This window comes from Williamsia sp. z71, from assembly GCF_059553375.1.
This window is the reverse complement of the sequence record NZ_JCANWX010000008.1, coordinates 1-23,711: the sequence shown is the minus strand read 5'-3', so window position 1 is coordinate 23,711 and position 23,711 is coordinate 1. Positions and strand designations below refer to the sequence as shown.

Genomic DNA, 23,711 nt, shown 5'->3' with positions numbered 1-23,711 from the left:
CCCGGCGACACTGCAATGCCTCTCGTCTGGGCAACTGCGTGCAATCGCCACTCAACATCGGGAGAATGAACGGATGACCGATGAAAATCTCAACAAGCGTTCGATCTCAGGCGTCAATGACGATGGCATCCTCGTGGTCCCCTCCGCCGGTTCGGCAGGTTCAGAAGAGCCCGGTGACGAAAACCAAGGGATGACCGCCATGGTCGAGCCCGCGAAGGTGATGCGGATCGGCACCATGATCAAGCAACTGCTGGAGGAGGTGCGGGCCGCACCGCTCGACGACGCCAGCCGCGCCCGCCTCAAACAGATCCACCGGTCGTCGATCCTCGAACTCGAGGACGGTCTCTCCCCCGAACTGCGCGACGAGCTCGAACGGCTCGCGTTGCCGTTCACCGAGGACGACGTTCCCTCCGACGCCGAGTTGCGGATCGCACAGGCGCAGCTCGTCGGCTGGCTCGAAGGCCTGTTCCACGGCATCCAGACCGCTCTGTTCGCCCAGCAGATGGCCGCGCGGGCCCAGCTCGAACAAATGCGTCAGGGACAGCTGCCCCCGTCCGGACCCTTCGCAGGCGGCGGCCCCGGTGGACCGCATGGCGCGGCCGGCACCGGTCAGTACCTCTGACCCCGCACCCCACGGGAGCGATGGCCCCCGACGCGTTGACGGTAGGCTCGACTCTCGTGTCAACTGCAGCCGACGAAGTACCCATGCGGCCCCCACCAGCGGAGTCCGATTCGCGGTCGCTCCGGCGGGCGTTCGGCGACCTGTCGTCCGGCTTCAAGCACTCCGAACTCTGGCTGCTCCTCGGCTGGCAGGACATCAAGCAGCGTTACCGACGGTCGTTGCTCGGGCCCCTGTGGATCACCATCGCGACGGCGGTCACCGCTGTCGCGATGGGTCTGCTCTACTCGCAGCTCTTCGGCAACGAGATCCACGACTTCCTGCCCTACGTGATGCTCGGGTTCATCTTCTGGAACTTCATCCAGGGATCGATCCTCGAAGGCGCTGAACTCTTCTCCAGCAACGAAGGCCTGATCAAGCAGATCCCGGCTCCGCTGAGCGTGCACGTCTACCGGCTGACCTGGCGTCAGCTGATCATCTTCGCGCACAACATCCCGCTGTACTTTGTCCTGCTGATCATCTTCCCGCAGCCGGTGACCTGGACAGTGATCCTGGTCATCCCCGGTATTGCACTGCTGGTGGTCAACGCGATCTGGGTCTCGATCGTCTTCGGCATCCTGTCGACCCGCTTCCGCGACATCGGCCAGTTGCTCACCACCGCGGTCCAGCTCGTCTTCTTCATGACGCCGATCATCTGGAGCGCGACCGACCTCGAGAAGAACATCGGCGCCGACTCCAGTCGCGTCAAGATCGTCCAACTCAACCCGATGTTCCACTACCTCGAAATCACCCGCGGACCGCTGTTGGGTGAGTCGGTAGCGCTCTATCACTGGTTGATCGTCATCGCATGCACCGCCGCCGGATGGGCCGTGGCGTTGCTGGTTCTGCGTAATTACCGCGCCCGTGTGGCGTATTGGGTGTGAGGTCATGAGTCAAGTTCGAGTCGATACCTGGGATGCCTGCGTGGATTTCCCGATCTTCGACGCCAAGACCAGGTCATTGAAGAAGTCCGTCCTGGGCCGGGCCGGTGGAGTGATCGGGTCCAACGAATCGAACGTGGTCGTGGTCGAGGCCCTCAAAGACATCAATCTGCACCTGTCCCATGGTGACCGGATCGGTCTGGTCGGACACAACGGCGCCGGTAAGTCGACACTGCTGCGACTGCTCTCCGGCATCTATGAGCCCACCCGCGGGTCGTGCGCGATCAAAGGTCGCGTGGCACCGGTCTTCGACCTCGGTGTCGGTATGGATCCCGAGATCTCCGGCTACGAGAACATCGTCATCCGCGGCATGTTCCTCGGCATGAGCCGCCGCGAGATGCTCCGGAAGATGGACGACATCGCCGAGTTCACCGAACTCGGTGACTACCTGTCGATGCCGCTGCGCACGTATTCCACCGGTATGAGGGTGCGGGTTGCGCTCGGTGTGGTCACGTCGATCGATCCCGAGATCCTGATTCTCGACGAAGGCATCGGCGCCGTCGATGCCGAGTTCATGAAGAAGGCCCGGATCAGGTTGCAGGAATTGGTGAAGCGGTCCGGCATCCTGGTCTTCGCCAGCCATTCCAATGAATTCCTGGCCCAGCTCTGCGATCGTGCGCTGTGGATCGATCACGGCGCGATCCGGATGGACGGTGGCATCGAAGAGGTGGTCGGGGCCTATGAGGGTCCCGAAGCCGCCCGGCACGTGCGTGAAGTCCTGGCCGAGGTCGAAAAAGATGCCTGACCCCAAGGTCATCGCCGTGGTGGTGACCCACCGTCGGCTCGAACTCCTCGAGCAGTCGCTGATCGTGTTGACCAACCAGACCCGTCCCATCGATCACCTCGTGGTGGTCGACAACGACGACGACAGTGCAGTCGCCGAACTCGTTGCCGCCCAATCGGTTCCGGTGACCTACATCGGCTCGGCCCACAACCTCGGCGGGGCCGGCGGATTCGCCCTCGGCATGCTGCAGGCGCTGGCGCTGGGCGCCGACTGGGTCTGGTGCGCCGACGACGATGGCCGCCCGGAAGGCCCCGAGGTCCTGCAGAAACTGCTCGATTGCGCTCTGACGCATCACCTCGACGAGGTCTCGCCGGTCGTCTGCAACATCGACAACCCGGAAACCCTGGCGTTCCCGCTGCGCCGGGGCCTGGTGTGGCGCCGTAAACGTTCCGAACTCTTCGCCGACGGCGAGACCTCGGATCTGTTGCCCGGCATCGCCTCTCTGATGAACGGCGCACTGTTCTCGGCGGCCGCGATCGACGCCGTGGGCGTACCCGATCTGCGGTTGTTCGTCCGCGGCGACGAGGTCGAGATGCACCGTCGCCTGGTGCGGTCCGGCCTGAACTTCGGAACCTGCCTGACCACGGCCTACCTCCATCCGGACGGCAGCGGCGAGTTCCGCCCGATCCTCGGTGGCCGCATGCACACCCAGTACCCCGACAACGAGACCAAGCGGTTCTTCACCTATCGCAACCGCGGGTATCTGATGAGCCGGCCGGGTATGCGAAAACTGTTGCCCCAGGAGTACGCCCGATTCGGCTGGTATTTCCTTGTGCAGCAACGTGATGTGGCCGGCTTCAAGAACTGGCTGCGACTGCAGTCACTCGGTCGCCGCGAGCGATTCGGCAAACCCTGAAAGCCAGGTGACACCAGAGTTCGACACCCTGATATCGCCTGGCTCCCTTTCGGTTCGGCGTGACTAGTACCGCCCGATGGGCTTCCCGGTGCCCGTCGTGGCCAGCTGCGGCAGGCTCTGGGTGATGTAGAAGCCCCACCCGCGTGAGCAGGCGTCGAAGCACTCGGACTCCTCGGTCAGGCCTTCGTGGGTGAAGTCGACCCTCGCCCCGCCCGGTGCGGCGGAGATATCGAAGACGACGTTGGTGTCGGTCCACTCGTTGCGGTCATCGATGAAGGTCAGGACCGAATCGACCACGTGCCAGACCATCCGCTTCCCGGGGACCACGTCGGTCAGGTGGAACCTGCAGTACCGTATGCCCTCTTTCGAGGTCAGGGCCAACTCGCCCGGATACTCGGCGTCGTCGAAGAAGACGAACTCGTCGCCGAGGTCGTGGGTGCTGCCGATGATGTTCTCGGACCACCACCCGCGCACATCGGCGACTGCTTCGAAGACCTCTTCGGGTGTGCGATCGACGGTCATCGTGGCGCTCAAATACTGTTTGTTCGACATGTGTTCAGCCTCTCTGTTCGGCGGGTTACACCCCACCGACGAAGCACCCGGCCTCAGATCGACATCATCGAAGAACTTTTTCACCCGGTTACGCCGCACCCCGATAACGCCGGACGCCGTCTACAACTCCCGGAGACGACGGTCCAGGTATCGGCGCTCGGCATCGGACGGCGCCAACGACAACGCCTCCCGATACGCCGACGCGGCCCGGTCCGTCTGACCGTCGCGCCGCAACAGGTCGGCGCGTGCCGCCGGGAGAAGGTAATAGCCATCGAGGTCCCCGGTCGCGGTCAGCTCGTCGATCAGGCGAAGGCCGGCCGGGATGTTGTCGGCCATGGCGACGGCGACCGCGCGATTGAGTTCGACGACCGGAGACGGTGTCATGCGGGCGAGTTCGGAATACAGGGCCGCGATCTGCGGCCAGTCCGTGTCCGCGGAATCGGTTGCGGTCGCGTGACAGGCGGCGATCGCAGCCTGGACCTGGTACGGCCCAGGGCGCCGAACCGCAAGCGCGCCGTCGAGCGCGGCAACGCCGTCTGCGATGAGCGCGCCGTCCCACCGGCTGCGGTCCTGGTCTTCCAACGGGACCAGCGTGTCGGCTTCGAAACGCTGTTCGCGCCTGGCCTCGAGCAGCAGCATCAAGGCGAGCAGGCCACGCGGTTCCGGCTCGTCGGGCATCAGCCGGACCAACATCCGGGCCAGGTGGATCCCCTCAACGGCCAGTGCCCGCTGCCCGTCCTTCTCGTCGTAGCCCTGGTTGAAGATCAGATAGAGAACCGCGAGTACCGCCGACAACCGTTCCGGAAGACTCTCGACCGGCGGGACCCGATATGGGATCCCGGCCTCCGCGATCTTGCGCTTGGCCCGCACGATTCGTTGCGCCATCGCGGATTCGGACGTCAGGAACGCATCGGCTATCTCGGCGGTACTCAGCCCTGCCAGCGTGCGCAGCGTCAGTGCCACGCGGGCCGCGAACGGCAGGGCGGGATGACAGCAGGTGAAGATCAGCCGCAACCGCTCGTCGGGAATCTCCTGCGGCGCAGCCGGTGCCATGGGCAGCACCGAGATCTGGCGTAGCTTCGCCGTTTCGGCGGTGGCGTGACGCAGCCGGTCGGTCATCCGGTTGCGGGCCACCGTGGTGAGCCACGCACCCGGCCGGCGTGGGATGCCGTCGCGTGTCCAGGTCGCCATGGCGGCGGCGAATGAATCCTGTGCACATTCCTCGGCGAGGTCCCAGTCCCCGGTCAACCCGATCAGGGTCGCGACCACCTGACCCCACTCGTCTCGATACGCGGCGTCGACTGCGGCACGGACCTCGTCCGGTGTGGTCATTCCCAGACGGGACGCACTTCCACGCATCCCCTACGCGCGTACGGATGTCCCGCGGCGATCTCGATCGCCTCGTCCAGATCGGCGCAGTCGATGATGTCGACACCTCCGACGAAGTCTTTCGTCTCGGCGAACGGGCCGTCGGAGATGAGCGTCTCACCGTCTCGGACGCGCACCGTCGTGGCATCGGCGGTGGGCCGGAGCCGGGCGCCGCCGAGCTGGACGGCTCGCCGGGCGACCTCGGCGTCCCACTCCTGATACGCGGGATCGGCGGCGATCTCCTCATTGGAGGGCGCGTCCTTCTCGTCGTCGCAGATCAGGAGCACATATTTCATTGGCCACATATACCGCACGGATCGGGACGCAACAAGAGGCACCGATCGCCACCACCATACTAGAACTCGTTCTAGTATGAGCGGACGACGATTCTAGGAGGATCATGCGGTTCACGTTCGCGGAGGCAATGACGGATCCGAGCCATTACCTGCCCCTGGCGAAGGCGGCAGAGGAGGCCGGTTACGAAGGTTTCACGATCCCCGACTCGATCGCGTATCCCGAGCAATCGGACTCGACATATCCGTACACCGAGGACGGCAACCGGGAGTTCCTCGAGGACAAGGCGTTCATCGAGACCTTTGTGATGGCGGCGGCGATGGGTGCGGTCACCGAGAAGATCCGCTTCAACCCATTTGTCCTCAAGTTGCCCGTCCGGCCGCCGGCGCTGGTGGCAAAACAGGCGATGTCGGTTGCGGTGTTGACCAACAACAGGTTTTCACTCGGTGTCGGCACCAGCCCCTGGGCCGAGGATTACGAGATCATGGGCGTCGACCCCAAACGCAAGGGTCGCCGGATGAACGAGTGCATGGACATCATCCGCGGGCTCAGCACCGGCGACTACTTCGAGTTCCACGGGGAGTTCTACGACATCCCCCGGATCAAGATGAATCCGGTTCCGACCAAACCGATTCCACTACTCGTCGGCGGCCACGCCGACCTCGCCCTCAGACGCGCGGTGATCCGCGGCGACGGCTGGATGCACGGCGGCGGGCAACCCGAGGAACTCGACGCACTGCTCACCAAGATCCAGGACATCCGCAAAGCGGAGGGAAAGCTGAACGACCCCTTCGAGATTCACGTCATCTCGATGGACGCATACACCCCGGACGGCTGTAAGCGCCTTGAGGACAAAGGCATCACCGACGTGATCGTCGGCTTCCGGATCCCCTACATCGTCGGCAACGACACCGAGCCGTTGCAGAAGAAGATCGATCACCTCAACATGTTCGCCGATTCGGTGATCAGCAAGGTCAACGGCTAGCTCACCAGGCCGGCCCGAAACGCCACCAGCGCCGCCTCGACCCGATTGCGGGCACCGAGCTTCATGAAGACCGCGGACAGATGGGTTTTCACGGTCGTCTCGCTGAGGAACAATTCTGAGGCGATGGCGGCGTTGGGGGCGCCGGTGGCCATCGACTTCAGCACGTCGCGTTCCCGCTCGCTCAGTTTGTCGATCGCGGACGGGTCGGTGACCACCGTCTGCGTGCGGCCGCCGGTGATGCGGCGCAACGACTCCTGGCTGAACAACGTGTTGCCGGCCGCGACTGCGCGGACCGATTGCTGGAATGTCTGGGGTGGCTCATCCTTGCTCAGGAAACTGTGGGCCCCGGCGCAGACCGCCTGCACCACAAGGTCATCGACATCCATGGCTGTCATGGCGATCACCCGGGGCGGGTCGGGCATGGTCATCAACGCGCGGGTGGCATCGAGACCGCCCATGCGTTTCATCTTCAGGTCCATCAGCACCACGTGCGGACGGAACTGCGTGACCGCGGCAAAGACCTCGTCACCGTCGCCGACGTCGGCAACCACAACGATGTCCGTGGTGGCGGCGAAGATGTCCGAGACACCGCGCCGCACAAAGGGATCGTCGTCGGCGATCAGCACGGTGATCAGGTGTGGTCCGGTCATGGTGCGCCCAGCGTATTACCCGCCACCGACAGCGCGACCGGCGACACTAGGAATACCAGGGCAACCAGCAATCGGTGACGAACTCGCCTCCCACCACACCCGCATGAAAGGTCCCACCGATGTCTCCGGCCTGCTCGGCGAGTCCACGCAACCCGGACCGCGATCCCACCGGGACCAGCGGCGGGCGGTTGCTGAGCCGATTGCAGATGTTGATGCGGATCCCGTGTTCACCGGCACCGACGATCGAAATTCGAATCGTCTGATCCCCCGCGTACTTCTGTGCGTTGGTGAGCGATTCCTGCACCACCCGGTAGGTGACGTGCCCGGAGACGGTCCCGATGTCGCCGGGCAACAGGTCTGTGTAGAGGGTGGCGTGCAGGCCCGCGGCCCGCGCGCCCTGCACCAGTTCGGCTATGGCGTCGATCCCCTGGTGCCCACTGTGTTGTTGGGGAGCCGAACCCCGCAGGACCCCGACGATGTTCTTCAGGTCGTCGAGGGCGTCGTGCGCGGTCGAGCGGATCAGTGAGGCGTTGTTGACGATTTTCTCCGGATTGTCGGTGCCACCGACCTGGACCGCCCCGGCCATCAGGGAGATGCGGCTCAGGCTCGCCGCCAGGGTGTCGTGCATGTCGCGCGCGATGCGGGTGCGTTCTTCGGTTCGGATCATCTCGTCCCGCATCACATCGGTCTGTTTGGTCGCCCGGTCCCGGCTCAGTTCCGCGCGGGCCAGTTCGACCTGGGTATGCCGCAACAGTGCGACGGTGATGACGATGGCCACCAGGGCTGCGGCCACCAGCCACGGGATCCACAGCGGCACATCCCAGTCCGGACTGGGAGCGCCCTCTTCGGGCTGGGGGGAGCTGATGGTCAGGACCGAGTTGTCCCGGGTGCGCATGGTGTCGTAGATCAGTGACATGCTGGATGCCAGATATGCCGCGAAAGCCGCCAGGGCCAACCGGATCCCGCGTTCGGCCTGCGCGACCGCGTAGAGCGCGATGAGCGCCGCGGTGGCGTCGGTCGAGAAGAACATCGGACCCACGGCCGCCACCGCCAGCACCGGCATGGGGAAGCGGTGACGCCAGACGAGCGCCGCGGCCGCCAGCAGGTTCAGCAGCAACCCGATGGTGGAGTTCCACACCGGGACGCTGCTCGACTCAGAGGTGAGCGCGACAGCCAGAATCGAGCCGAACACGCTCAGGCTCACGGCGCCGGTGGTCCAGAGCCGGCGCCGGATGGTGTCGCCGGAAGTTGTTGTCACGGTATGCAGGCTACGGCGAACCTCCGACGCCGCGCGATCCACCGAACGGTCGGAGTCCGCCGGGGTTCTCCGCCCGAATGTAGGAGGGACGCCGTCCCTTCGGAGGAGGTGCGCGGGTATCCGGATGCGGTCTGCTGTTCACACCACGCCAACCCCCCCACCACTCAGGAGGATCTGCCATGACCAATCCAGGCGCCCCGGGCGACAACAACCCGTACAACCAGCCCTACAACCCCATTCCGGGGCCGTATCAGCAGCAGCCGCCGACGAAGAAGCGTCGGGTCTGGCCCTGGGTCGTGATCGGTGTGCCGATCCTGTTGATCGGTGCCTGCACCGCGATCGTCGCCGGCAGTGGCGGCGACAACGACACCAGTGTCACCACGGCCTCGGGTGAGGCCTCGGCGCCGGCGGCCGAGGGGAACGAGACGAATACCGGACCCGACTTCCCGGGGAAATTGGACGACGACACCGCTGCGGTGGGCGGCGACACGATTACCCACGACAACCTGGCATATACCGTGGGACCGCTGGAAAACGCCAATTCCGATTTCGGGGATTACCTGTGCAGCAGTGTGACCATCAAGAATGTTGGTTCGAAGCAAAATGATTTCAATGGCTATTTGGACTGGAGCCTGCTGGATGCCTCCGGCACGATCAGAGACGCCACCTTCGCTCCCGAGAAGCAATCGCTGAACTCGGGCGACCTCGCACCGGGCGGGCAAACGGGGGGCGACATCTGCTTCGAGGCGCGCGACGGAGCCGGCCCCGGAACGTACGTGGTGCTGTTCGAGGACACGTTCTCGCTGTCGTCGGACCGCCTCGCGTGGGTCAACACCCGGTAGCCCGGGCGGGAGGTGGTCAGCGGATCTTGAAGATCACGGTCCGCTGCACCACGAAGTTGATGACGGTGGCGGTGCCCTGGGCGACGACGAAGGCGACCAGGCTCCACACCACCGTGTCGTCCCAGGCCCGCGACAAGACGGTGTAAATACCCACCTGAACCACAAAGGTCACCAGGTAGAGCACCGCAACGGCCACAAATCGGGCGACGCTCGGTTCGGCCCGGAACGTCCACCGCCGGTTGATGAGGTACGCCATCGTGGTGCCGAACACGAACCCGATCGACTTGGCGGCCCACTCCGGGAATCCGAGCACATGCTGGAAGAGCAGGGTCAACCCGATGTCGAGGACTCCGGACGCCGCGCCGGTGATGACAAAACGGACCACCTGGGTCTTCAGATCGCCACCGGCCGGCTTCGGGCTCTCGACTGCCGTGTCCACTTCGGTTGCCCGACGCCCCTCTGCCTGCTCTTCTGCCACCCCGACACCCTAGCGGCCGGCGACCCCGACCGTCCGCGGGGCTCTCCACCTGCTCGACTCGGAAAACGAACGCGGCGTCGAATTAGAAATAAGAGAATTGAAAAACTCCGACCCCCGACGTGGCTTGCGAATTGGACACCCGAGGCCTATTCTCCAAATCTGGACGCTTTGCACAAAGGCGATCTATTGCAATATTGTGCATCTCGCCATTCAACACCACGTCAATTGTCAATCTTTATGGTTTCCGATTTCGTCCCCACGTGCGTTGATCACGCGTGTGTCGAAAGGCGCTCTTGTCCACGTTGAATGATCGATCTGTTCACGCCCCCACAACCCTTACCGTGGTCTGCGTCGGCGTCTTCATGTTGCTCCTCGACATGACGATCGTGTCGACAGCACTTGCCGACATCCAGTCCGATCTGGCCGCAGACCTGACCGGACTGCAGTGGGTGGTCGACGGATACGCGCTGCCGATGGCCGCCTTCCTGCTGACTGCGGCGACCCTCGGGGACAGGTTGGGGCGCAAACGAATCTTCCTGGGCGGGCTGACGGTATTCGTCCTGGCGTCGCTGGGTTGCGCATTGGCCGACAGCATCACCGCCCTGAACCTCATTCGTGGCCTCCAGGGCTTCGGCGCTGCGATGATCCTGGGCGTCTCGCTCCCGCTGATCGCAGCGGCGTACCCGCCCGGACGAGGTCGTTCCTTCGCGATCGCGATATACGGCGCGGCCATGGGCGCGGGCACCGCCGCCGGCCCCTTGATCGGGGGCGCACTGGTCGGAGTGTTCGGATGGACATCGATCTTCCTGATCAACGTCCCGATCGGGATCATTGCGCTGGCCGTCGCATACTGGAAAATCCAGGAATCTCGCGGAGACCGGACCCGCTCGATCGACTTCGGCGGCACCGCAGCACTCAGTATCGCCCTGTGCGCCGGCGTGTTCGGGATCATCGAAGGTAACGCGCAGGGCTGGACCTCCCCGCTGATCCTCGGACTGTTCTCCGTCGCGGCGCTGTTCACGCTCGCGTTCGTGATCTGGGAGGCAAGGACGGCCGATCCGCTCATGGACCTGTCCCTGGTGCGCCGACCAGGGTTCACCGGGGTCGCGCTCGCTGCGTTCGCCACCTCCGGAACCCTCATCGCCGCAACCAATTACCTTGCGCTGTACCTGATGAACACGTTGGGATACACCCCATTCGAAGCCGGGTTGCGCGCACTTCCCCTCACGCTCTCGGGCATCGTCGGTGCACCGGTCGGGATGATGGTGATACGCCGGATGTCGTTGGGCCACCTGGTCCCACTGTCCACCGCGTTGATCGCCGTCGGGCTGTGGACGACCGCCGGCATCTCGGCCGAGACCGAGTGGACACACTTCATCGTGGGTTCGATCATCGCCGGATTCGGTGTCGGAATGATCAGCGCGATCGCATCGGATGCAGCCCTGTCGTTTGTCCCCGAATCCGATTCAGGGATGGCAACGGGCGTGGTCAGCACCGCGCGACAGATCGGAACCGTGATCGGTATCGCCGGAATGGGCGCCTTGTTCGCACAGGCCGCCGCCTCTCGCGCCCGCGAAGAACTCGGGTCGATGACCATCGCCGGAACTCCGGTCGACGTGTCCGCAGATCAGGCCGATGCGATCTCCGACGGGCTGGGGTCGGGTGCGGGCCTGGTGATCCTCGATCACATCCCCGCCCAATTCTCGCTTGCGCTACCCGAACTCGGCCGCATCGCCCGCGAGTCCTCTGCGGCCGGCCTACAGGCGGCATTGCTGGCCGCCGCCGCCGCCGCAACTGTCCTGAGCGTCATCGTCTACGCGTTGATCCGCCGCGACCACGCATTACATCCGGCTGCCGCGGAGCAGCCCCGAGAGGAGCCCCATGTCCATCACTGAAACGTTGCTGATCCCGGCCGCATCCGAGAATGGCTACGCCATCAGCGTGACAACCGATCCGGGCGATATCGAGGCCGCCCAACGCCTGCGCTATCAGTCGTTCGCGGACGAGATGGGGGCATTCCTGCCCGACGCGGTGCTCGGGGAGCACACCGGCGAGCTGATCGACGTCGACCAGTTCGACCCGTTCTGCGAGCACCTGGTGGCGCGCTCCGCACGGACCGGCGAAGTGGTCGGTTGCTACCGGGCACTGTTCCCTGACGGCGCGAAGGCTGTCGGCACCACGTTCACCAAAATCGAGTTCGAGTTCAGCGAGGCACTCGAGGCGCTGCGACCCTCTCTCGTCGAACTGGGCCGGGCCGCAGTACATCCCGATCACCGCAACGGCGCGGTGATGGGTCTGCTATGGGCCGGGATGCTCCAGTACCAGGAACGCACCGGGCACGAGCACGCCATCGGCTGCGCATCAGTACAGATGGAGGCCGGTGGGCCGCGCGGATCGCTGGTCCGCAAAGTCCGGGACTTCGCGAACAAACGCTCCATCGCGCCACCGGAATACCGCGTGACGCCCAAGACCCCGGTCATCGTCGAAGGCCGAACCCTCGATGACATCGCAGCCCCGGAGGGCCGGGTCAAGATTCCACCGATGTTGCAGGGCTACCTGCGAATCGGTGCCGTCGTCTGCGGCCCACCAGCGTACGACCCCGAGTTCGACGTGGCCGATTTCGCGGTCCTGCTCTCCCGCCCGCAACTCAATCTCCGGTACGTGCAGCGGCTGACCGAGGCATTGGTGGCCCGACAGGCTTCCGTCTCCACGCCATGACCCATGGTGCGATCCACCTGATCTGGGCGGTGACACGGTGGTCGACCTGATCAGGCGGTCCGGCCCTCAGTCGACGCTGCAGAGCTTCTCGAGCTCTTCCAATGCGGTGTCGAGGTGGGTCAGGATCCGCTGCAGGCTCGGGACCTCCGCTCGCGCGCCGGTGACCCCGAAGTTCACCATGTCCGCGTTTGTGGCCACGGTGATGTTGAGCGCCTGACCGTCCATCGCGATCGACGCCGGGTACACCCCGGCGAGCCGGGCGCCGTTCCAGTACAGATCATGCTGCGGCCCGGGCACATTCGAGATGATGAGGTTGAACGGCGGCGGGGTCATCCGGACGAATCCCGGTACCGTCGAGAACGCGAGCGGCGCGGCGATGACGGCGCCGTATCCCATCGCCTGCAACGGGCTCAGTCCCCGGATGACCTGCTTGCTCGCCTGGGTCGATTCGACCACGGCCGCGAGCCGGCGTTCCGGATCGGGTTGATCCGTCGCGAGATTCGCCAGGATCGCGGTGATCGCGTTGCCTTCCGACGAATCGGAACCCTTGGCGTGCATCGACACCGGCATCATCGCGATCAACGGGGCCTCGGGCAGGGCATTCTGGTCGATCAGATACGAGCGCAGGGCGCCCGCACACATCGCCATCACCACATCGTTCAGGGTGATCCCCAGCCCCGATGCCAGCGCGAGCAGACGCGTCGTCGACCACTGCTCACCGGCAAATCGGCGGGCGCCCCCGATCGGGACGTTGAATATGGTGCGCGGCGCCTGCATCGGCACCATCAGGTTTGTGTCCCGCAGGGCCCGGAGTCCGACCCGCGCGGAGGCAGGCAGCAAACCCATGAGCTCGCCCGCCACCTTGAAGCCGTCGGAGAGCAGACTCCGGGACTCCTCCGAACCCAGTTCCGGCGCCTTGGGCCGCGGAACGAACAGCTCCGGATCCCAGGACGCCCGGCCCGTCCGGGCATCGCAGTGCGGCGACAAGGTCTTCTCGAGCAGCTTCAGAGCCGAGACCCCGTCGACCAGCGAATGATGGATCTTCGTGTACATGGCCACCCGTCCGTCGGCGAGGCCCTCGATGAGATGTAGCTCCCACATCGGTCGATGCCGGTCCAGCAGCGCTCCGTGATTGGCCGAGACGTAGCGCAACAGTTCACGCACCCGGCCCGGACGGGGCAGCACCGTTCGTCGAACGTGATATTCGAGGTCGACCTCTTTGTCGTGGGTCCACCGGACGGTTCCCATGACACCCACCGGCGACGCCGGGCGCTTACGAAACAAGCGATGTACGTCGGTTTGTGCCTGGAAGGTCTCGAACATCTGCTCGCCCAGTTCGTCGGCAGAACTGCCCTCGGCCGGCTCGAACAACTGCAGGCCCCCGACGTGCATGGGGTGTTCCCGAGATTCCGCCAGTAGGAACATGGATTCGGTGATCGGCATATAAGGCATACGCACTCCTGACCTCGGCTCGTGTGCTTCAGGCCTCGCGCCCTCGTGCATGTGGCACACGTTACAAGCTCGCCGTCGGTGGCACGGGGTTTGGAGGCCCCCCGCATCTGTTCAGCGCACTCGCCGGCGGCTCGGGGGTTTTGCCGGCGCACCCGCGGGGAAACCTGGGAGGTATGCGGTACGGATACACACTGATGACAGAACAGAGCGGACCCAAGGATCTGGTGCGCTATGCAGCATCCGCAGAGGATGCGGGCTTCGACTTCGAAGTCGCCAGCGACCATTACTCGCCGTGGCTGGCCTCGCAGGGACACGCACCCTACGTCTGGAGTGTTCTGGGAGCGGTCGCCCACGTCACCGAACGCGTCGACCTGGCGACGTACGTGACCGCACCGACGATGCGGTACCACCCTGCCGTCGTCGCACAGAAGGCCGCGACGATGCAGTTGCTCGCCGACGGACGGTTCATCCTCGGTCTCGGGTCCGGCGAGAACCTCAACGAACACACGGTCGGCCAGGGCTGGCCCGCGGTGGATCAGCGCCAGGACATGTTCGTCGAAGCGGTCGAGATCATCCGTGACCTCCACGCGGGCGAGCTGGTGACCTACGAGGGCAAGTACTTTCGGGTCGATTCCGCCCGGATCTGGGACCTGCCCGACGATGGGATCCCGATCGGGCTCGCGGTGTCGGGCGACAAGTCGATCGAGAAGTTCGCACCGCTCGGGGACCACCTGATCTCCACCGAACCCGAGGCCGATCTGGTCAGCGCATGGGACCGGTATCACCCCGACGGATCCAGGAAGATCGGTCAGGTGCCCATCTGCTGGGATCCCGATCGCGACGCTGCGATCGCTCGGGCCCACGACCAATTCCGCTGGTTTGCCGGCGGGTGGTCGGTCAACGCCGATTTGCCCACGACCGCAGGTTTCCAGGGCGCCACCGAATATGTCCGGCCGGAAGATGTCGCCTCATCGATTGCGTGTGGCCCAGATCTCGATGAATTGGCCGAGAGCGTCAGACCATTTTTGGAGGCGGGCTATACCGATGTGGCGCTGGTACAGGTCGGCGGTCAGACGCAGGACGCTTTCTTGAGCGAGGCAGCAGAACCTTTGCTCAAGAAGCTGCGCGCACTCTGAGGCTGCGCGCCGCCCGTTCTTCCAACTCGTCGGTCACCGCGTCGAGGACCGCAAGCGCATCATCGAGACGGTCCGCGCGGGCCCACACCCGAGACCATGCACTGGTGGGTGATGCGAGGCGCTTCAGTGTGGCCAAAGCAAGGTCGAGGAGATCTGACGTAACCGGGAATCCTTTGTCCGCCAACATTTTTGGTCCGACACCCGGCACCAGAAGCGGGGTGCCCGGGAGCGCTGCCGCCACAGTGGTCGCGGCGGCCATAGCCGACAAACCGGCTGCTTCGTCATCGCGTTCGAACACCGCCGCCAACGCGGCCCGAACCACGACCGGCCTCGCCGCATCCGCGGCCCGATCGAACCTGCCCACCCACGCGATCGCAGGTTCGTTGTCGAATGCCCCGGTTCCCCAGATCTGCACTTCGATGCCCCTGCCGTGGTGAACAAGTTCGGATAATTACCAACGCAAATAATACCGGACGTGTTGGTCCGACAGTTGTTTCAGCGCCTTTCGATATCCCTCCCCGCCGACCGCGATAAACGCTCATGATTTTCTCGGGTTCGGCTTCGCAGTGATTGCCGCAGGGCCGAATCAGACATTCCGACCATTGTTCGGCTCACCGGATCACCCGGTGGTGCGAGGACGGTGGCGGCATCATGTGCGCATGGAGACCTTCGACGACATCGTGATCGGGGCCGGCCACAACGGCCTCACCGCGGCCGCCTACCTCGCCCGCGCCGGTCGAAAGGTCCTGGTCCTCGAGCGGTCCGATCACACCGGCGGGGCAACGGTTTCGGCGCAGCCCTTCCCCGGCATGGACGCCCGACTCTCCCGCTATTCGTATCTGGTCTCGCTACTGCCCCGGCAGATCATCACCGACCTCGACCTCGACCTCACACTCGTCAGGCGACGCTATTCGTCGTACACACCGCTGCCCGATGACCCCGGTCGCGGCATCCTCGTCGACACCGCCGACGACCGGGCGACCGCGGCCTCGTTTCGCGCCGCCACCGGCTCCGACCGGGACTTCGCCGCCTGGCAGAAGTTCTACGCCACGATGACGACCATCGCCGACGGCGTCTTCCCGACCATGCTGCGACCGCTGATGAGTGCCGACGAGATGGCGTCGATCGCCGGGGTCGACCTCGACTCCATGGATCTCTGGGAGGAGCTGACCAGCACGCCGCTGGGCAACATCATCGACCGCACCTTCACCGACGACATCGTGCGCGGGATCGTCGCGACCGACGGATTGATCGGCACATTCGCCGACCTGTACGACCCCTCACTACTTCAGAACGTCTGCCTGCTCTATCACCTGATCGGGGGCGGGACCGGCGACTGGGATGTGCCGGTCGGGGGCATGGGCGCGGTGTCCGGCGCGTTGGCGACAGCAGCGGTCGCGGCCGGCGCGCAGATCAGGACGGGTGTCGAGGTCACCGCCATCGACGCCACCGACGGCCGGGTCGGCTGGCCCGGCGGTTCCGCGTCGGCGGAGTTCATCCACGCCGCGTGCGCGCCCGCGGTCGTAGACTCATTGCTCGAGACCCCGGCTCTGGGCGGGCCGGCACCGCAGGGCGCGCAATTGAAGATCAACGTGCTGCTGCGTCGCCTGCCGAAGCTTCGCGATGCGACCATCGCACCGGGCGTCGCGTTCTCCGGGACGTTCCATGTGCATGAGGGCTTCGACGCCCTCGCGCGCTCACATCAGCAGGCCGCGGCCGGTTTCATCCCCACCACGCCACCCTGTGAGATCTACTGCCACACCCTGTCCGACCCCACGATTCTCGGCCCCGCACTCGACGGCATGCACACCCTGACCCTGTTCGGACTGCACATGCCGCCCGAGTTGTTCACCACTGCGGGCGCCAAAGACCAAGCGGTGCAGTCAACTCTGGCCGCGCTGGACTCGGTACTCGACGAACCGATCGTCGACGTGATCGCCGTCGACATCAACGGCGACCCGTGTATCGAGGCGAAGACACCGAACGAATTGCAGAACGACGTGGGCCTGCCCGGCGGCAACATCTTTCACCGGCCGTTGCAGTGGCCGTGGGCGCAGACCGCCGATGCCGTGGGGACGTGGGGTGTGGAAACCGCGCATCCCCGGCTCCTCATCGCCGGCGCCGGAGCCCGACGGGGCGGCGGGGTCAGCGGAATCCCCGGCCACAATGCCGCCGCGGCGGTGCTCGAACCCTGAAGCCCTCGCGCTAGGAGTGGGCGAGGCGTTTGTTGACGAGTCGGGTCAACCAGGCCGGAGAGAACCGCGACCCAACCGTCATCGCCTTGGTCTGCCTGCCCACCGCGTAGTGGACCCGGTGGATGAGTTTGTCCACCCTGGATTCCTCGACCGCGGCCACGATCGCATCGGCCACATCCTGCGGTCCGAGCTTGATGCCGAGCGAGTCGGTGGTGCCCGTCGACACGTTCTCGGTCATCGCGGTCTGAACGAACAGCGGCCACATCGCGATCACCCGGATCCCGTGGGCGCCCCACTCGATGTCGAGTGCCTCGGTCAGGCCGCGGACGTAGAACTTGGTGGCACTGTAAGTGGCCAGTTCGGCCTGGCCGTAGATCGCCGAGGCCGACGCCATGTTCACCACCACGGAGTCCGGGGTGTTCTTCAGATGACGGAAGGCCTGGTGGCAGCCGTTCGTCACGCCTTTGACGTTGATGTCGATCTGGCGTTGCTGAGCCGCCAGCGAGATGTCCTCGAACGCCCCGGCCAGCAGGATCCCGGCGTTGTTCAGCAGCACGTCGAGACGGCCACCGCTGTGCTCGGCGAACTCGTCGAGCCGCCTGCCGAACTCGTCGGCGTCGGTCACATCGAGATGGCCGGTGACGATCCGCCCGCCGGCCGCCTCGACCTCCGTGGCGAGCGTGGCCAGTCCGGCGTCGTCGATGTCATAGGCCCCGACCACATATCCCCTGCGTGCAAAGGTCAGTGCACTCTGACGCCCGATTCCCGCCGCGGCCCCGGTGATGAACACCCATCGTGTGGTCATACCTTGATTCTTACCATCGCTGGTTGTCACACAGACTCCGCGGCCCACTGCTCCGCCCCAGGTAGTCTCTGAATCGATGTCTACCGCTGAATTGCCCATTGAAACCCGCAAGCTCGTCGGCTGGAGCCGGACGACGCCGATCGAGGGTCACGTGCTGGCCACACCCGATGTCGAGGTGATCGCCAAGGCTGTCGCGCAGGTTGCCGATGCAAATGCCGACAAGCCGTCCTACCTGCGTCGCGGTGTCATCGCGCGCGGTCTGGGACGCTCCTACAACGAGTCCGCGCAGAACGTCGGTGGCCTGACCATCGACATGACGCAACTCAAGCGCATCCACTCGATCGACGACACCACCGGGATCGTCGACCTCGACGCCGGTGTCTCACTCGATGAGCTGATGGCCGTCGCCCTGCCGTTCGGGCTGTGGGTTCCGGTGTTGCCGGGCACCCGCCAGGTCACCATCGGTGGTGCCATCGCCCATGACATCCACGGCAAGAACCACCACAGCGCCGGCACGTTCGGGCAGCACGTGGTCGAGATCACGCTGCTCGTCGCCGACGGTCGCATCCTCACCCTGACCCCCTCGGGCAGCAGCGACGATCCAACCGGCGAACTCTTCTGGGCCACGGTCGCCGGCATCGGCCTGACCGGCATCATCCTGCGCGCCAAAGTGCAGCTCAAGCGCACCGAGAGCGCGTACTTCATCGCCGACACCGCCACCACGGCGAACCTCGACGAGACGATCGCCCTGCACCTCGAAGACGGATTCGAGGACGGCTACGAGTACGCATCGGGCTGGTTCGACTCGATCAGCAAGCCACCGAAGCTCGGACGCGGATCATTCAGCCGGGGCAACCTCGCCAAGCTCGAAGAACTCCCGCCCAAGTTGCAGAAGGATCCGCTGAAGTTCGTCAGCAAACCGCTGCTGACCCTGCCGGACGTCTTCCCGAAGGGTCTGGCGAACAAGTTCGATTTCTCGATCGTCGGCGAGGCCTACTACCGGATGGGGTCGAACAAAACCGGTCAGGTGAAAACTTTGCCGCAGTTCTATCACATGCTCGACGTCCTCGGAGAGTGGAATCGCGCCTACGGACGCGGGGGCGGATTCACGCAGTATCAATTCATCGTGCCCACCGGCAACGAGGATGAATTCAAGTCGATCATCGCCGATATCCAGGCTTCCGGACACGTCAGCTTCCTCAACGTCATCAAGCTCTTCGGCGAGGGAAACCAGGCCCCGCTGAGCTTTCCCTTCCGGGGCTGGAACGTCTGCCTCGATTTCCCCGTGAAGCATGGGCTCGGGGAGTTCCTCAACGAACTCGACCGTCGGGTGATGGCCATGGGCGGTCGCCTGTACACCGCCAAGGACTCGCGGACCTCCGCGCAGAATTTCCACGCCATGTACCCCGAGATCGACTCGTGGATCGCAACGCGGCGCCGCATCGACCCGACCGGAGTCTTCATCTCCGATATGGCCCGGCGCCTCGAACTCGCCTGACCACAACAACTCTCAACGCAGACAGGAACATTCATGATCAACGCCGTAGGCGTACCCCAGTCCGTGCTCGTTCTCGGCGGAAGCTCCGAGATCGGCCTGGCCATCACCGCCGAGTACCTCAAGAAGGGCCCGATGCGGGTGGTCCTGGCCACCATGCCCGGCGACCCCGCCGGTGAAGCGGCAGTGGAGACCATGAAGGCCGCGGGCGCGTCGTCGGTGGAGCGCATCGACTTCGACGCACTCAAGCCCGAGACGCATCCGGCAGTCATCGACCAGGCGTTCGCCGGCGGCGACATCGACGTGGCCATCGTGGCCTTCGGCGTCCAGGGTGTCGACGAAGAGGTGTGGCAGGACCAGCGCAAGGCCGTGTTCACCGCCACCATCAACTACACCGCAGCCGTTTCGGTCGGGGTGCTCCTCGGCCAGAAGATGCGCGAGCAGGGCCACGGCCAGATCATCGCCATGAGCTCGGTGGCCGGAGAACGGGTCCGGCGCAGCAACTTCGTCTACGGCTCCACCAAGGCCGGCCTCGACGGCTTCTACCTCGGACTCGGTGAGGCCCTGCGCGAGTACAACATTCGCGTGCTGGTGATCCGCCCCGGAATGGTCCGCACCCGGTTGTCGGCCCATGTGAAAGAAGCGCCGCTGACGGTCAACAAGGAAGACGTGGCCAAGCTGGCCGTGGCATCGGCCGACAAGGGCAAGGAACTGGTCTGGGCCCCGGGGCCGTTCCGTTTCGTGATGATCATCCTGCGGCACATCCCGCGCCCGATCTTCCGCAAGCTTCCCATCTGAGCCGATGCGGACCCATCTGTCCTCGATAGGGGATCTGATCGGCGCGGTCATCGTGGCCCTGGTGGTCTCGGGCTCCGGCCTGGCAGTGATCTCCCGGGTCGACTGGCCGGCATTCAACTCATCGAATGTCGCGACCGCGCTCACCACCACCGGCCAGGTGGCAGCCATCGTGATCCTGTTGATCGCGGTGATCCTGTCACGGACCGGCAAGGCCGGCCGGCTGATCAAACCCCTGTCGTGGGTGGGTATCTCATCGTTTGCGGCGATCACCCTGGCGATGCCGCTGGGTGCCACCAGGCTCTACCTGTTCGGGATCTCTGTCGATCAGCAGTTCCGTACCGAATACCTCACGCGTCTGACCAACAGTCCACGGCTGGCGGACATGACCTATGCCGATCTGCCGCCGTACTATCCGGCGGGCTGGTTCTGGTTCGGCGGACGCTATGCCGACCTGACCGGCCAACCCGGCTGGGAGGCGTACAAGCCCTGGGCAATCATCTCCATCGCAGTTGCGGCCACGATCGCAATGGCGTTGTGGCAGCGCATGATCCGTACCGATCGCGCCATCGCGGTCACCCTTGCCTCCACGGTTCTGACCCTGATGTACGTCAGTCCCGAACCCTATGCGGCCGTGCTGGTCGTCGTCGGCGCACCGATGCTGATCACCATCCTGCACGGGCTGCGTTCGGGCAGCCGACCCGCCATCCTGGCCGGCGGACTGTTCCTCGGCGTCAGCGCCACCTTCTACACGCTCTACACCGGCCTCTACGCGATGACCGCCGTCCTGATGGCGTTGTACTTCGTTCTGGCGGCCTGGTTCGGGCAGTCCAACAAGACAATTCCGCCCCGCGACGTCCGGTCGGCCCGATGGCGTGCGGTCCGCGATTACGGCCTGCGCCTGGCGGTCATGGGTGTCATCGCAGGCCTCGTCGCCCTGATCGTCTGGGCGCCGTACCTGATCGACCGACTGCGGAACGAGCCGGCTTCCGGCGGTACCGCTGAGCATTACCTCCCGAGTTCGGGTGCGGTGCTGCCGACGCCGATGCTGCACTGGTCGCTGACCGGTGCCCTGACCATGGTCGGCCTGATCTGGATCGTGCTCCGATTCCGGACGCGCACAGTCGCTCTGACCTACGGCATCACCGTCTTTTCCATCTATCTGTTCTGTCTGCTCTCCATGGCTCTGACCGCGACCGGCACCACGCTGCTCTCGTTCCGTATGGAGCCCGTTCTGACGGTGATCCTCGGCGTCGCCGGGGTCTACGGGTTCGCCGAACTCGCCGGTTATGCCGTCCGCCGCTTCGGCGACATCCGCACCGCCATCGCCATCATGGCAACCCTTGCCGCGATCGCCGTGGGACAGAGCATCCCGAACCATCTGGCCGCAGAGATCACCGTCGCCTACACCGACACCGACGGCTACGGCGAGCGGGCCGATCAGCGACCCGCCGGCGCACAGGCCTATTTCCCCGAGATCAACGACGTGATCCTCGAACAGACGGGTAGGCCTCAGGCCGACACCATCGTCCTGACCGCCGACTACGGATTCCTCTCGATCTACCCCTACTTCGGCTTCCAGGGCCTGACCTCTCACTACGCAAATCCTTTGGCCGAGTTCGACAAACGCGCCGCTGCGATCAAGACGTGGTCCGAATCCGAGACCACCGACAGCCTCATCGAACAACTGGACTCGTCACCCTGGCTTCCGCCGACGGTCTTCCTGTTCCGTTACAGCGCGGAGGGCTACGCACTGCGGTTGGCCGAGGACGTCTACCCCAACGATCCGAACGTCCGCCGGTACACGGTGACCTTCAACCCCAACGTGTTCGACGATCCCCGCTTCACCGTCACCAACATCGGCCCGTTCGTGTTGGCGGTCCGGAACTAGCCGCCGACCGTGCCGAAATCACCGTCGACCGTGCCGAAATCACCCCTGAGCGTGCCAAAGTTGCAAGACTGCCCTCCGTGTCAGCCTCAAGGTGAGTCACCGCACCGAGAGGAAGCCCGATGCTCGCCTTCACCACCGATGAGAAACGAGAGTTCGTCCTCGATTACCTCCAACAGCGCCACGGCAGCAAGACCGCCTGGCTGCAGGACAAACCGTTCAGCCTCCGACAGTTAGCACGCTGGCGCAGCGCCTATCTCCACGGCGACCTTGACCGCGACCTCGTACCTCGCAAGACTCGAGGAATGACCAGCCACCCTGCTCGACTTGAGGATCTGGAAAAACTCCTGACCCAACAACAACGCGAACACGACGCGCAACTGGCCGAACTCCACGAGGAAAACTCCTCCTTACGAGCGGCCAACGACGCGTTGGGAAAAGCTATCGGGCTCATGCACAAGTGGAGCGAGCACACGCCCGACGACACCCCCACTCCACCCGAGCCACCCAGTTCCTGACCTCCGAAAACATGCTGGTCACCCTACTTGCACAGTTACCCGGGATGAGCCAACGCAAAGCCCTTGCCGTACTGAATATTTCACGGTCAACCTGGCAATACCGCCAACGCCCCCGAAACCGGGTGAGCAACCCGATCTCACACCCCCAACGCCACCAACCACACGCACTGAATCTGACCGAGATCACCACGATCGAGGAGCACGTACTACGGGCCTGGACGCGCGGCGACTCCGTCGACCAGGCCTACGCCACCGCCTGGGACCAGGGCATAACAGTCGGCTCACGCCGCACCTGGTGGCGCTACGCCGCAGCCTTGGAACAATCACAGCGACCAGTCAAAACCCACCGCACCAAAACCGGGCCCCGCGAAAAACCTGTACTGCTGGCCACCGGACCGAACCAAATCTGGTCCTGGGATATCACCGACTTCAAAGCCCCTTACCGCGGACAAGCATTCAAGGTGTACTCAATCATCGACATCTTCTCCCGCAAGATCATCGCCAACCGCGTCGAAAACCGTGAACTCGACTACATGGCAGTGGAAATGTTCGAAACCGCATTCACCACAGAAGGAACCAAACCCCAATGGGTACACGCAGATTCAGGATCAGCGATGCGCTCCGATGCCATGAAAACCATGCTCGGCAACAACAAGATCAACGAATCGCACTCACGTCCCAGCGTCTCTAACGACAACCCGTACTCCGAGTCAGAGTTCCGAACCCTCAAACACCGCAAACATTTCCCCGGCATCTTCGAAACCCTCAACGACGCCCGCGACTACGTCACCACCTACACCGACTGGTACAACAACCACCACCGCCACAGCGGCATCAGCCTCTACACACCCAACGACGTCCACGACGGATCCTGGCGAGAAACCCACCGCCGCCGGCAACAAGCACTCGACGCCTACTACACCGAACACCCAGACCGATTCCGCCAACCACCAACCGCCCCACCCGCCCCGAACTGGTCAGGAATCAACTCCACCGGACCCCAACCCGCCACAAAATGACTCCACACAGGTTGACATCTACCG

24 protein-coding genes are annotated in these 23,711 nt (G+C 64.5%); 15 read left to right on the top strand and 9 right to left on the bottom strand.

Annotated elements, in window-relative coordinates:
• Positions 1-73: 73 nt before the first annotated feature.
• The 4 genes from AC51GR_RS19300 to glfT1 are packed head-to-tail and all read left to right on the top strand — an operon-like array spanning position 74 to position 3,239.
• Positions 74-622 carry a bacterial proteasome activator family protein gene (locus tag AC51GR_RS19300; RefSeq protein ID WP_496326271.1) on the top strand — a complete coding sequence of 183 codons (549 nt, stop codon included), beginning with the start codon at positions 74-76 and terminating at the stop codon, positions 620-622.
• Between the two features lie 20 nt (positions 623-642).
• On the top strand, positions 643-1,542 hold the full coding sequence (gene wzm / locus AC51GR_RS19295; protein ID WP_496326270.1) for a galactan export ABC transporter permease subunit Wzm/RfbD: 900 nt from the start codon (positions 643-645) through the stop codon (positions 1,540-1,542).
• 4 nt (positions 1,543-1,546) lie between these two features.
• Positions 1,547-2,344 carry a galactan export ABC transporter ATP-binding subunit Wzt/RfbE gene (wzt, locus tag AC51GR_RS19290; protein ID WP_496326269.1) on the top strand — a complete coding sequence of 266 codons (798 nt, stop codon included), beginning with the start codon at positions 1,547-1,549 and terminating at the stop codon, positions 2,342-2,344.
• Positions 2,337-3,239, top strand: coding sequence for a galactofuranosyltransferase GlfT1 (gene glfT1, locus AC51GR_RS19285; RefSeq protein ID WP_496326268.1), 903 nt, complete (start codon positions 2,337-2,339; stop codon positions 3,237-3,239). The genes wzt and glfT1 overlap by 8 nt, the downstream gene beginning before the upstream one ends.
• A 63-nt stretch (positions 3,240-3,302) precedes the next feature.
• Here glfT1 and AC51GR_RS19280 read toward each other — a convergent pair whose 3' ends face one another.
• From AC51GR_RS19280 to AC51GR_RS19270, 3 genes are all read right to left on the bottom strand, one after another.
• Positions 3,303-3,791, bottom strand: coding sequence for an SRPBCC family protein (locus AC51GR_RS19280; RefSeq protein ID WP_496326267.1), 489 nt, complete (start codon positions 3,789-3,791; stop codon positions 3,303-3,305).
• Positions 3,792-3,911: 120 nt separating this feature from the next.
• Positions 3,912-5,123: an RNA polymerase sigma factor gene (locus AC51GR_RS19275; protein ID WP_496326266.1), complete on the bottom strand. Its 1,212-nt coding sequence runs from the start codon at positions 5,121-5,123 to the stop codon at positions 3,912-3,914.
• Positions 5,120-5,455, bottom strand: a complete 336-nt coding sequence (locus tag AC51GR_RS19270; protein WP_496326265.1) for a YciI family protein — start codon at positions 5,453-5,455, stop codon at positions 5,120-5,122. The genes AC51GR_RS19275 and AC51GR_RS19270 overlap by 4 nt, the downstream gene beginning before the upstream one ends.
• 104 nt (positions 5,456-5,559) lie before the next feature.
• Here AC51GR_RS19270 and AC51GR_RS19265 point away from each other — a divergent pair, with 104 nt between their 5' ends.
• Positions 5,560-6,438 carry an LLM class flavin-dependent oxidoreductase gene (locus AC51GR_RS19265; protein ID WP_496326264.1) on the top strand — a complete coding sequence of 293 codons (879 nt, stop codon included), beginning with the start codon at positions 5,560-5,562 and terminating at the stop codon, positions 6,436-6,438.
• Here the strand turns inward: AC51GR_RS19265 and AC51GR_RS19260 are convergent.
• Together AC51GR_RS19260 and AC51GR_RS19255 are read right to left on the bottom strand one after the other, a co-directional pair.
• Positions 6,435-7,088 (bottom strand): response regulator, encoded by a 654-nt coding sequence (locus AC51GR_RS19260; RefSeq protein ID WP_496326263.1) that lies wholly within the window; start codon positions 7,086-7,088, stop codon positions 6,435-6,437. The two genes, AC51GR_RS19265 and AC51GR_RS19260, sit on opposite strands and share 4 nt — an antisense overlap.
• A gap of 46 nt (positions 7,089-7,134) precedes the next feature.
• Complete coding sequence (locus tag AC51GR_RS19255) at positions 7,135-8,346, bottom strand: sensor histidine kinase (protein ID WP_496326262.1); 1,212 nt, start codon at positions 8,344-8,346, stop codon at positions 7,135-7,137.
• A gap of 179 nt (positions 8,347-8,525) precedes the next feature.
• Here AC51GR_RS19255 and AC51GR_RS19250 point away from each other — a divergent pair, with 179 nt between their 5' ends.
• Entirely contained in the window at positions 8,526-9,188 is a 663-nt protein-coding gene (locus tag AC51GR_RS19250) for a DUF4352 domain-containing protein (RefSeq protein ID WP_496326261.1), read from the top strand.
• A gap of 16 nt (positions 9,189-9,204) precedes the next feature.
• Here the strand turns inward: AC51GR_RS19250 and AC51GR_RS19245 are convergent, their stop codons facing one another.
• Complete coding sequence (locus AC51GR_RS19245; RefSeq protein ID WP_496326521.1) at positions 9,205-9,627, bottom strand: GtrA family protein; 423 nt, start codon at positions 9,625-9,627, stop codon at positions 9,205-9,207.
• A gap of 380 nt (positions 9,628-10,007) precedes the next feature.
• Here AC51GR_RS19245 and AC51GR_RS19240 point away from each other — a divergent pair, with 380 nt between their 5' ends.
• Positions 10,008-11,561: an MFS transporter gene (locus AC51GR_RS19240; protein ID WP_496326260.1), complete on the top strand. Its 1,554-nt coding sequence runs from the start codon at positions 10,008-10,010 to the stop codon at positions 11,559-11,561.
• Complete coding sequence (locus tag AC51GR_RS19235; RefSeq protein WP_496326259.1) at positions 11,548-12,384, top strand: GNAT family N-acetyltransferase; 837 nt, start codon at positions 11,548-11,550, stop codon at positions 12,382-12,384. Before AC51GR_RS19240 ends, AC51GR_RS19235 begins: the two co-directional genes overlap by 14 nt.
• A gap of 66 nt (positions 12,385-12,450) precedes the next feature.
• Here AC51GR_RS19235 and AC51GR_RS19230 read toward each other — a convergent pair whose 3' ends face one another.
• Entirely contained in the window at positions 12,451-13,836 is a 1,386-nt protein-coding gene (locus AC51GR_RS19230) for a WS/DGAT/MGAT family O-acyltransferase (protein WP_496326258.1), read from the bottom strand.
• A 173-nt stretch (positions 13,837-14,009) separates the two neighbouring features.
• Here AC51GR_RS19230 and AC51GR_RS19225 point away from each other — a divergent pair, with 173 nt between their 5' ends.
• A complete protein-coding gene (locus tag AC51GR_RS19225) occupies positions 14,010-14,972 on the top strand; it encodes an LLM class F420-dependent oxidoreductase (RefSeq protein WP_496326257.1) in 963 nt (320 codons plus the stop codon).
• Here the strand turns inward: AC51GR_RS19225 and AC51GR_RS19220 are convergent.
• The gene (locus AC51GR_RS19220) at positions 14,950-15,387 is read right to left on the bottom strand and encodes a DUF4259 domain-containing protein (RefSeq protein ID WP_496326256.1); all 438 of its coding nucleotides are present in this window, start codon (positions 15,385-15,387) and stop codon (positions 14,950-14,952) included. The two genes, AC51GR_RS19225 and AC51GR_RS19220, sit on opposite strands and share 23 nt — an antisense overlap.
• 238 nt (positions 15,388-15,625) lie before the next feature.
• On the opposite strand from AC51GR_RS19220, the gene AC51GR_RS19215 reads away from it, so the two are divergent.
• The gene (locus tag AC51GR_RS19215; protein WP_496326255.1) at positions 15,626-17,167 is read left to right on the top strand and encodes a phytoene desaturase family protein; all 1,542 of its coding nucleotides are present in this window, start codon (positions 15,626-15,628) and stop codon (positions 17,165-17,167) included.
• Positions 17,168-17,177: 10 nt separating this feature from the next.
• On the opposite strand, the gene AC51GR_RS19210 is transcribed toward AC51GR_RS19215, so the two are convergent.
• Positions 17,178-17,972, bottom strand: coding sequence for an SDR family oxidoreductase (locus AC51GR_RS19210; RefSeq protein ID WP_496326254.1), 795 nt, complete (start codon positions 17,970-17,972; stop codon positions 17,178-17,180).
• A 76-nt stretch (positions 17,973-18,048) separates the two neighbouring features.
• On the opposite strand from AC51GR_RS19210, the gene dprE1 reads away from it, so the two are divergent.
• The 5 genes from dprE1 (at position 18,049) to AC51GR_RS19185 (ending at position 23,687) form a co-directional block, all read left to right on the top strand.
• Entirely contained in the window at positions 18,049-19,470 is a 1,422-nt protein-coding gene (dprE1, locus tag AC51GR_RS19205; protein ID WP_496326253.1) for a decaprenylphosphoryl-beta-D-ribose oxidase, read from the top strand.
• A 33-nt stretch (positions 19,471-19,503) separates the two neighbouring features.
• Positions 19,504-20,265, top strand: a complete 762-nt coding sequence (gene dprE2 / locus AC51GR_RS19200) for a decaprenylphospho-beta-D-erythro-pentofuranosid-2-ulose 2-reductase (RefSeq protein WP_496326252.1) — start codon at positions 19,504-19,506, stop codon at positions 20,263-20,265.
• A 4-nt stretch (positions 20,266-20,269) separates the two neighbouring features.
• Positions 20,270-22,153: a galactan 5-O-arabinofuranosyltransferase gene (locus AC51GR_RS19195; RefSeq protein WP_496326251.1), complete on the top strand. Its 1,884-nt coding sequence runs from the start codon at positions 20,270-20,272 to the stop codon at positions 22,151-22,153.
• A gap of 119 nt (positions 22,154-22,272) precedes the next feature.
• Positions 22,273-22,668, top strand: a complete 396-nt coding sequence (locus AC51GR_RS19190) for a hypothetical protein (RefSeq protein ID WP_496324071.1) — start codon at positions 22,273-22,275, stop codon at positions 22,666-22,668.
• Positions 22,669-22,790: 122 nt separating this feature from the next.
• Positions 22,791-23,687, top strand: a complete 897-nt coding sequence (locus AC51GR_RS19185) for a transposase (protein ID WP_496324072.1) — start codon at positions 22,791-22,793, stop codon at positions 23,685-23,687.
• Positions 23,688-23,711 lie beyond the last annotated feature (24 nt).

Excerpts from the sequence above, each read along its gene's own strand:
- AC51GR_RS19300 (WP_496326271.1), top strand. The coding sequence starts at position 74 with ATGACCGATGAAAATCTCAACAAGCGTTCGATCTCAGGCGTCAATGAC.
- wzm (WP_496326270.1), top strand. The coding sequence starts at position 643 with ATGGCCCCCGACGCGTTGACGGTAGGCTCGACTCTCGTGTCAACTGCA.
- wzt (WP_496326269.1), top strand. The coding sequence starts at position 1,547 with ATGAGTCAAGTTCGAGTCGATACCTGGGATGCCTGCGTGGATTTCCCG.
- glfT1 (WP_496326268.1), top strand. The coding sequence starts at position 2,337 with ATGCCTGACCCCAAGGTCATCGCCGTGGTGGTGACCCACCGTCGGCTC.
- AC51GR_RS19280 (WP_496326267.1), bottom strand. The coding sequence starts at position 3,791 with ATGTCGAACAAACAGTATTTGAGCGCCACGATGACCGTCGATCGCACA.
- AC51GR_RS19275 (WP_496326266.1), bottom strand. The coding sequence starts at position 5,123 with ATGACCACACCGGACGAGGTCCGTGCCGCAGTCGACGCCGCGTATCGA.
- AC51GR_RS19270 (WP_496326265.1), bottom strand. The coding sequence starts at position 5,455 with ATGAAATATGTGCTCCTGATCTGCGACGACGAGAAGGACGCGCCCTCC.
- AC51GR_RS19265 (WP_496326264.1), top strand. The coding sequence starts at position 5,560 with ATGCGGTTCACGTTCGCGGAGGCAATGACGGATCCGAGCCATTACCTG.
- AC51GR_RS19260 (WP_496326263.1), bottom strand. The coding sequence starts at position 7,088 with ATGACCGGACCACACCTGATCACCGTGCTGATCGCCGACGACGATCCC.
- AC51GR_RS19250 (WP_496326261.1), top strand. The coding sequence starts at position 8,526 with ATGACCAATCCAGGCGCCCCGGGCGACAACAACCCGTACAACCAGCCC.
- AC51GR_RS19235 (WP_496326259.1), top strand. The coding sequence starts at position 11,548 with ATGTCCATCACTGAAACGTTGCTGATCCCGGCCGCATCCGAGAATGGC.
- AC51GR_RS19230 (WP_496326258.1), bottom strand. The coding sequence starts at position 13,836 with ATGCCTTATATGCCGATCACCGAATCCATGTTCCTACTGGCGGAATCT.
- AC51GR_RS19225 (WP_496326257.1), top strand. The coding sequence starts at position 14,010 with ATGCGGTACGGATACACACTGATGACAGAACAGAGCGGACCCAAGGAT.
- AC51GR_RS19210 (WP_496326254.1), bottom strand. The coding sequence starts at position 17,972 with ATGACCACACGATGGGTGTTCATCACCGGGGCCGCGGCGGGAATCGGG.
- dprE1 (WP_496326253.1), top strand. The coding sequence starts at position 18,049 with ATGTCTACCGCTGAATTGCCCATTGAAACCCGCAAGCTCGTCGGCTGG.
- dprE2 (WP_496326252.1), top strand. The coding sequence starts at position 19,504 with ATGATCAACGCCGTAGGCGTACCCCAGTCCGTGCTCGTTCTCGGCGGA.
- AC51GR_RS19195 (WP_496326251.1), top strand. The coding sequence starts at position 20,270 with ATGCGGACCCATCTGTCCTCGATAGGGGATCTGATCGGCGCGGTCATC.
- AC51GR_RS19190 (WP_496324071.1), top strand. The coding sequence starts at position 22,273 with ATGCTCGCCTTCACCACCGATGAGAAACGAGAGTTCGTCCTCGATTAC.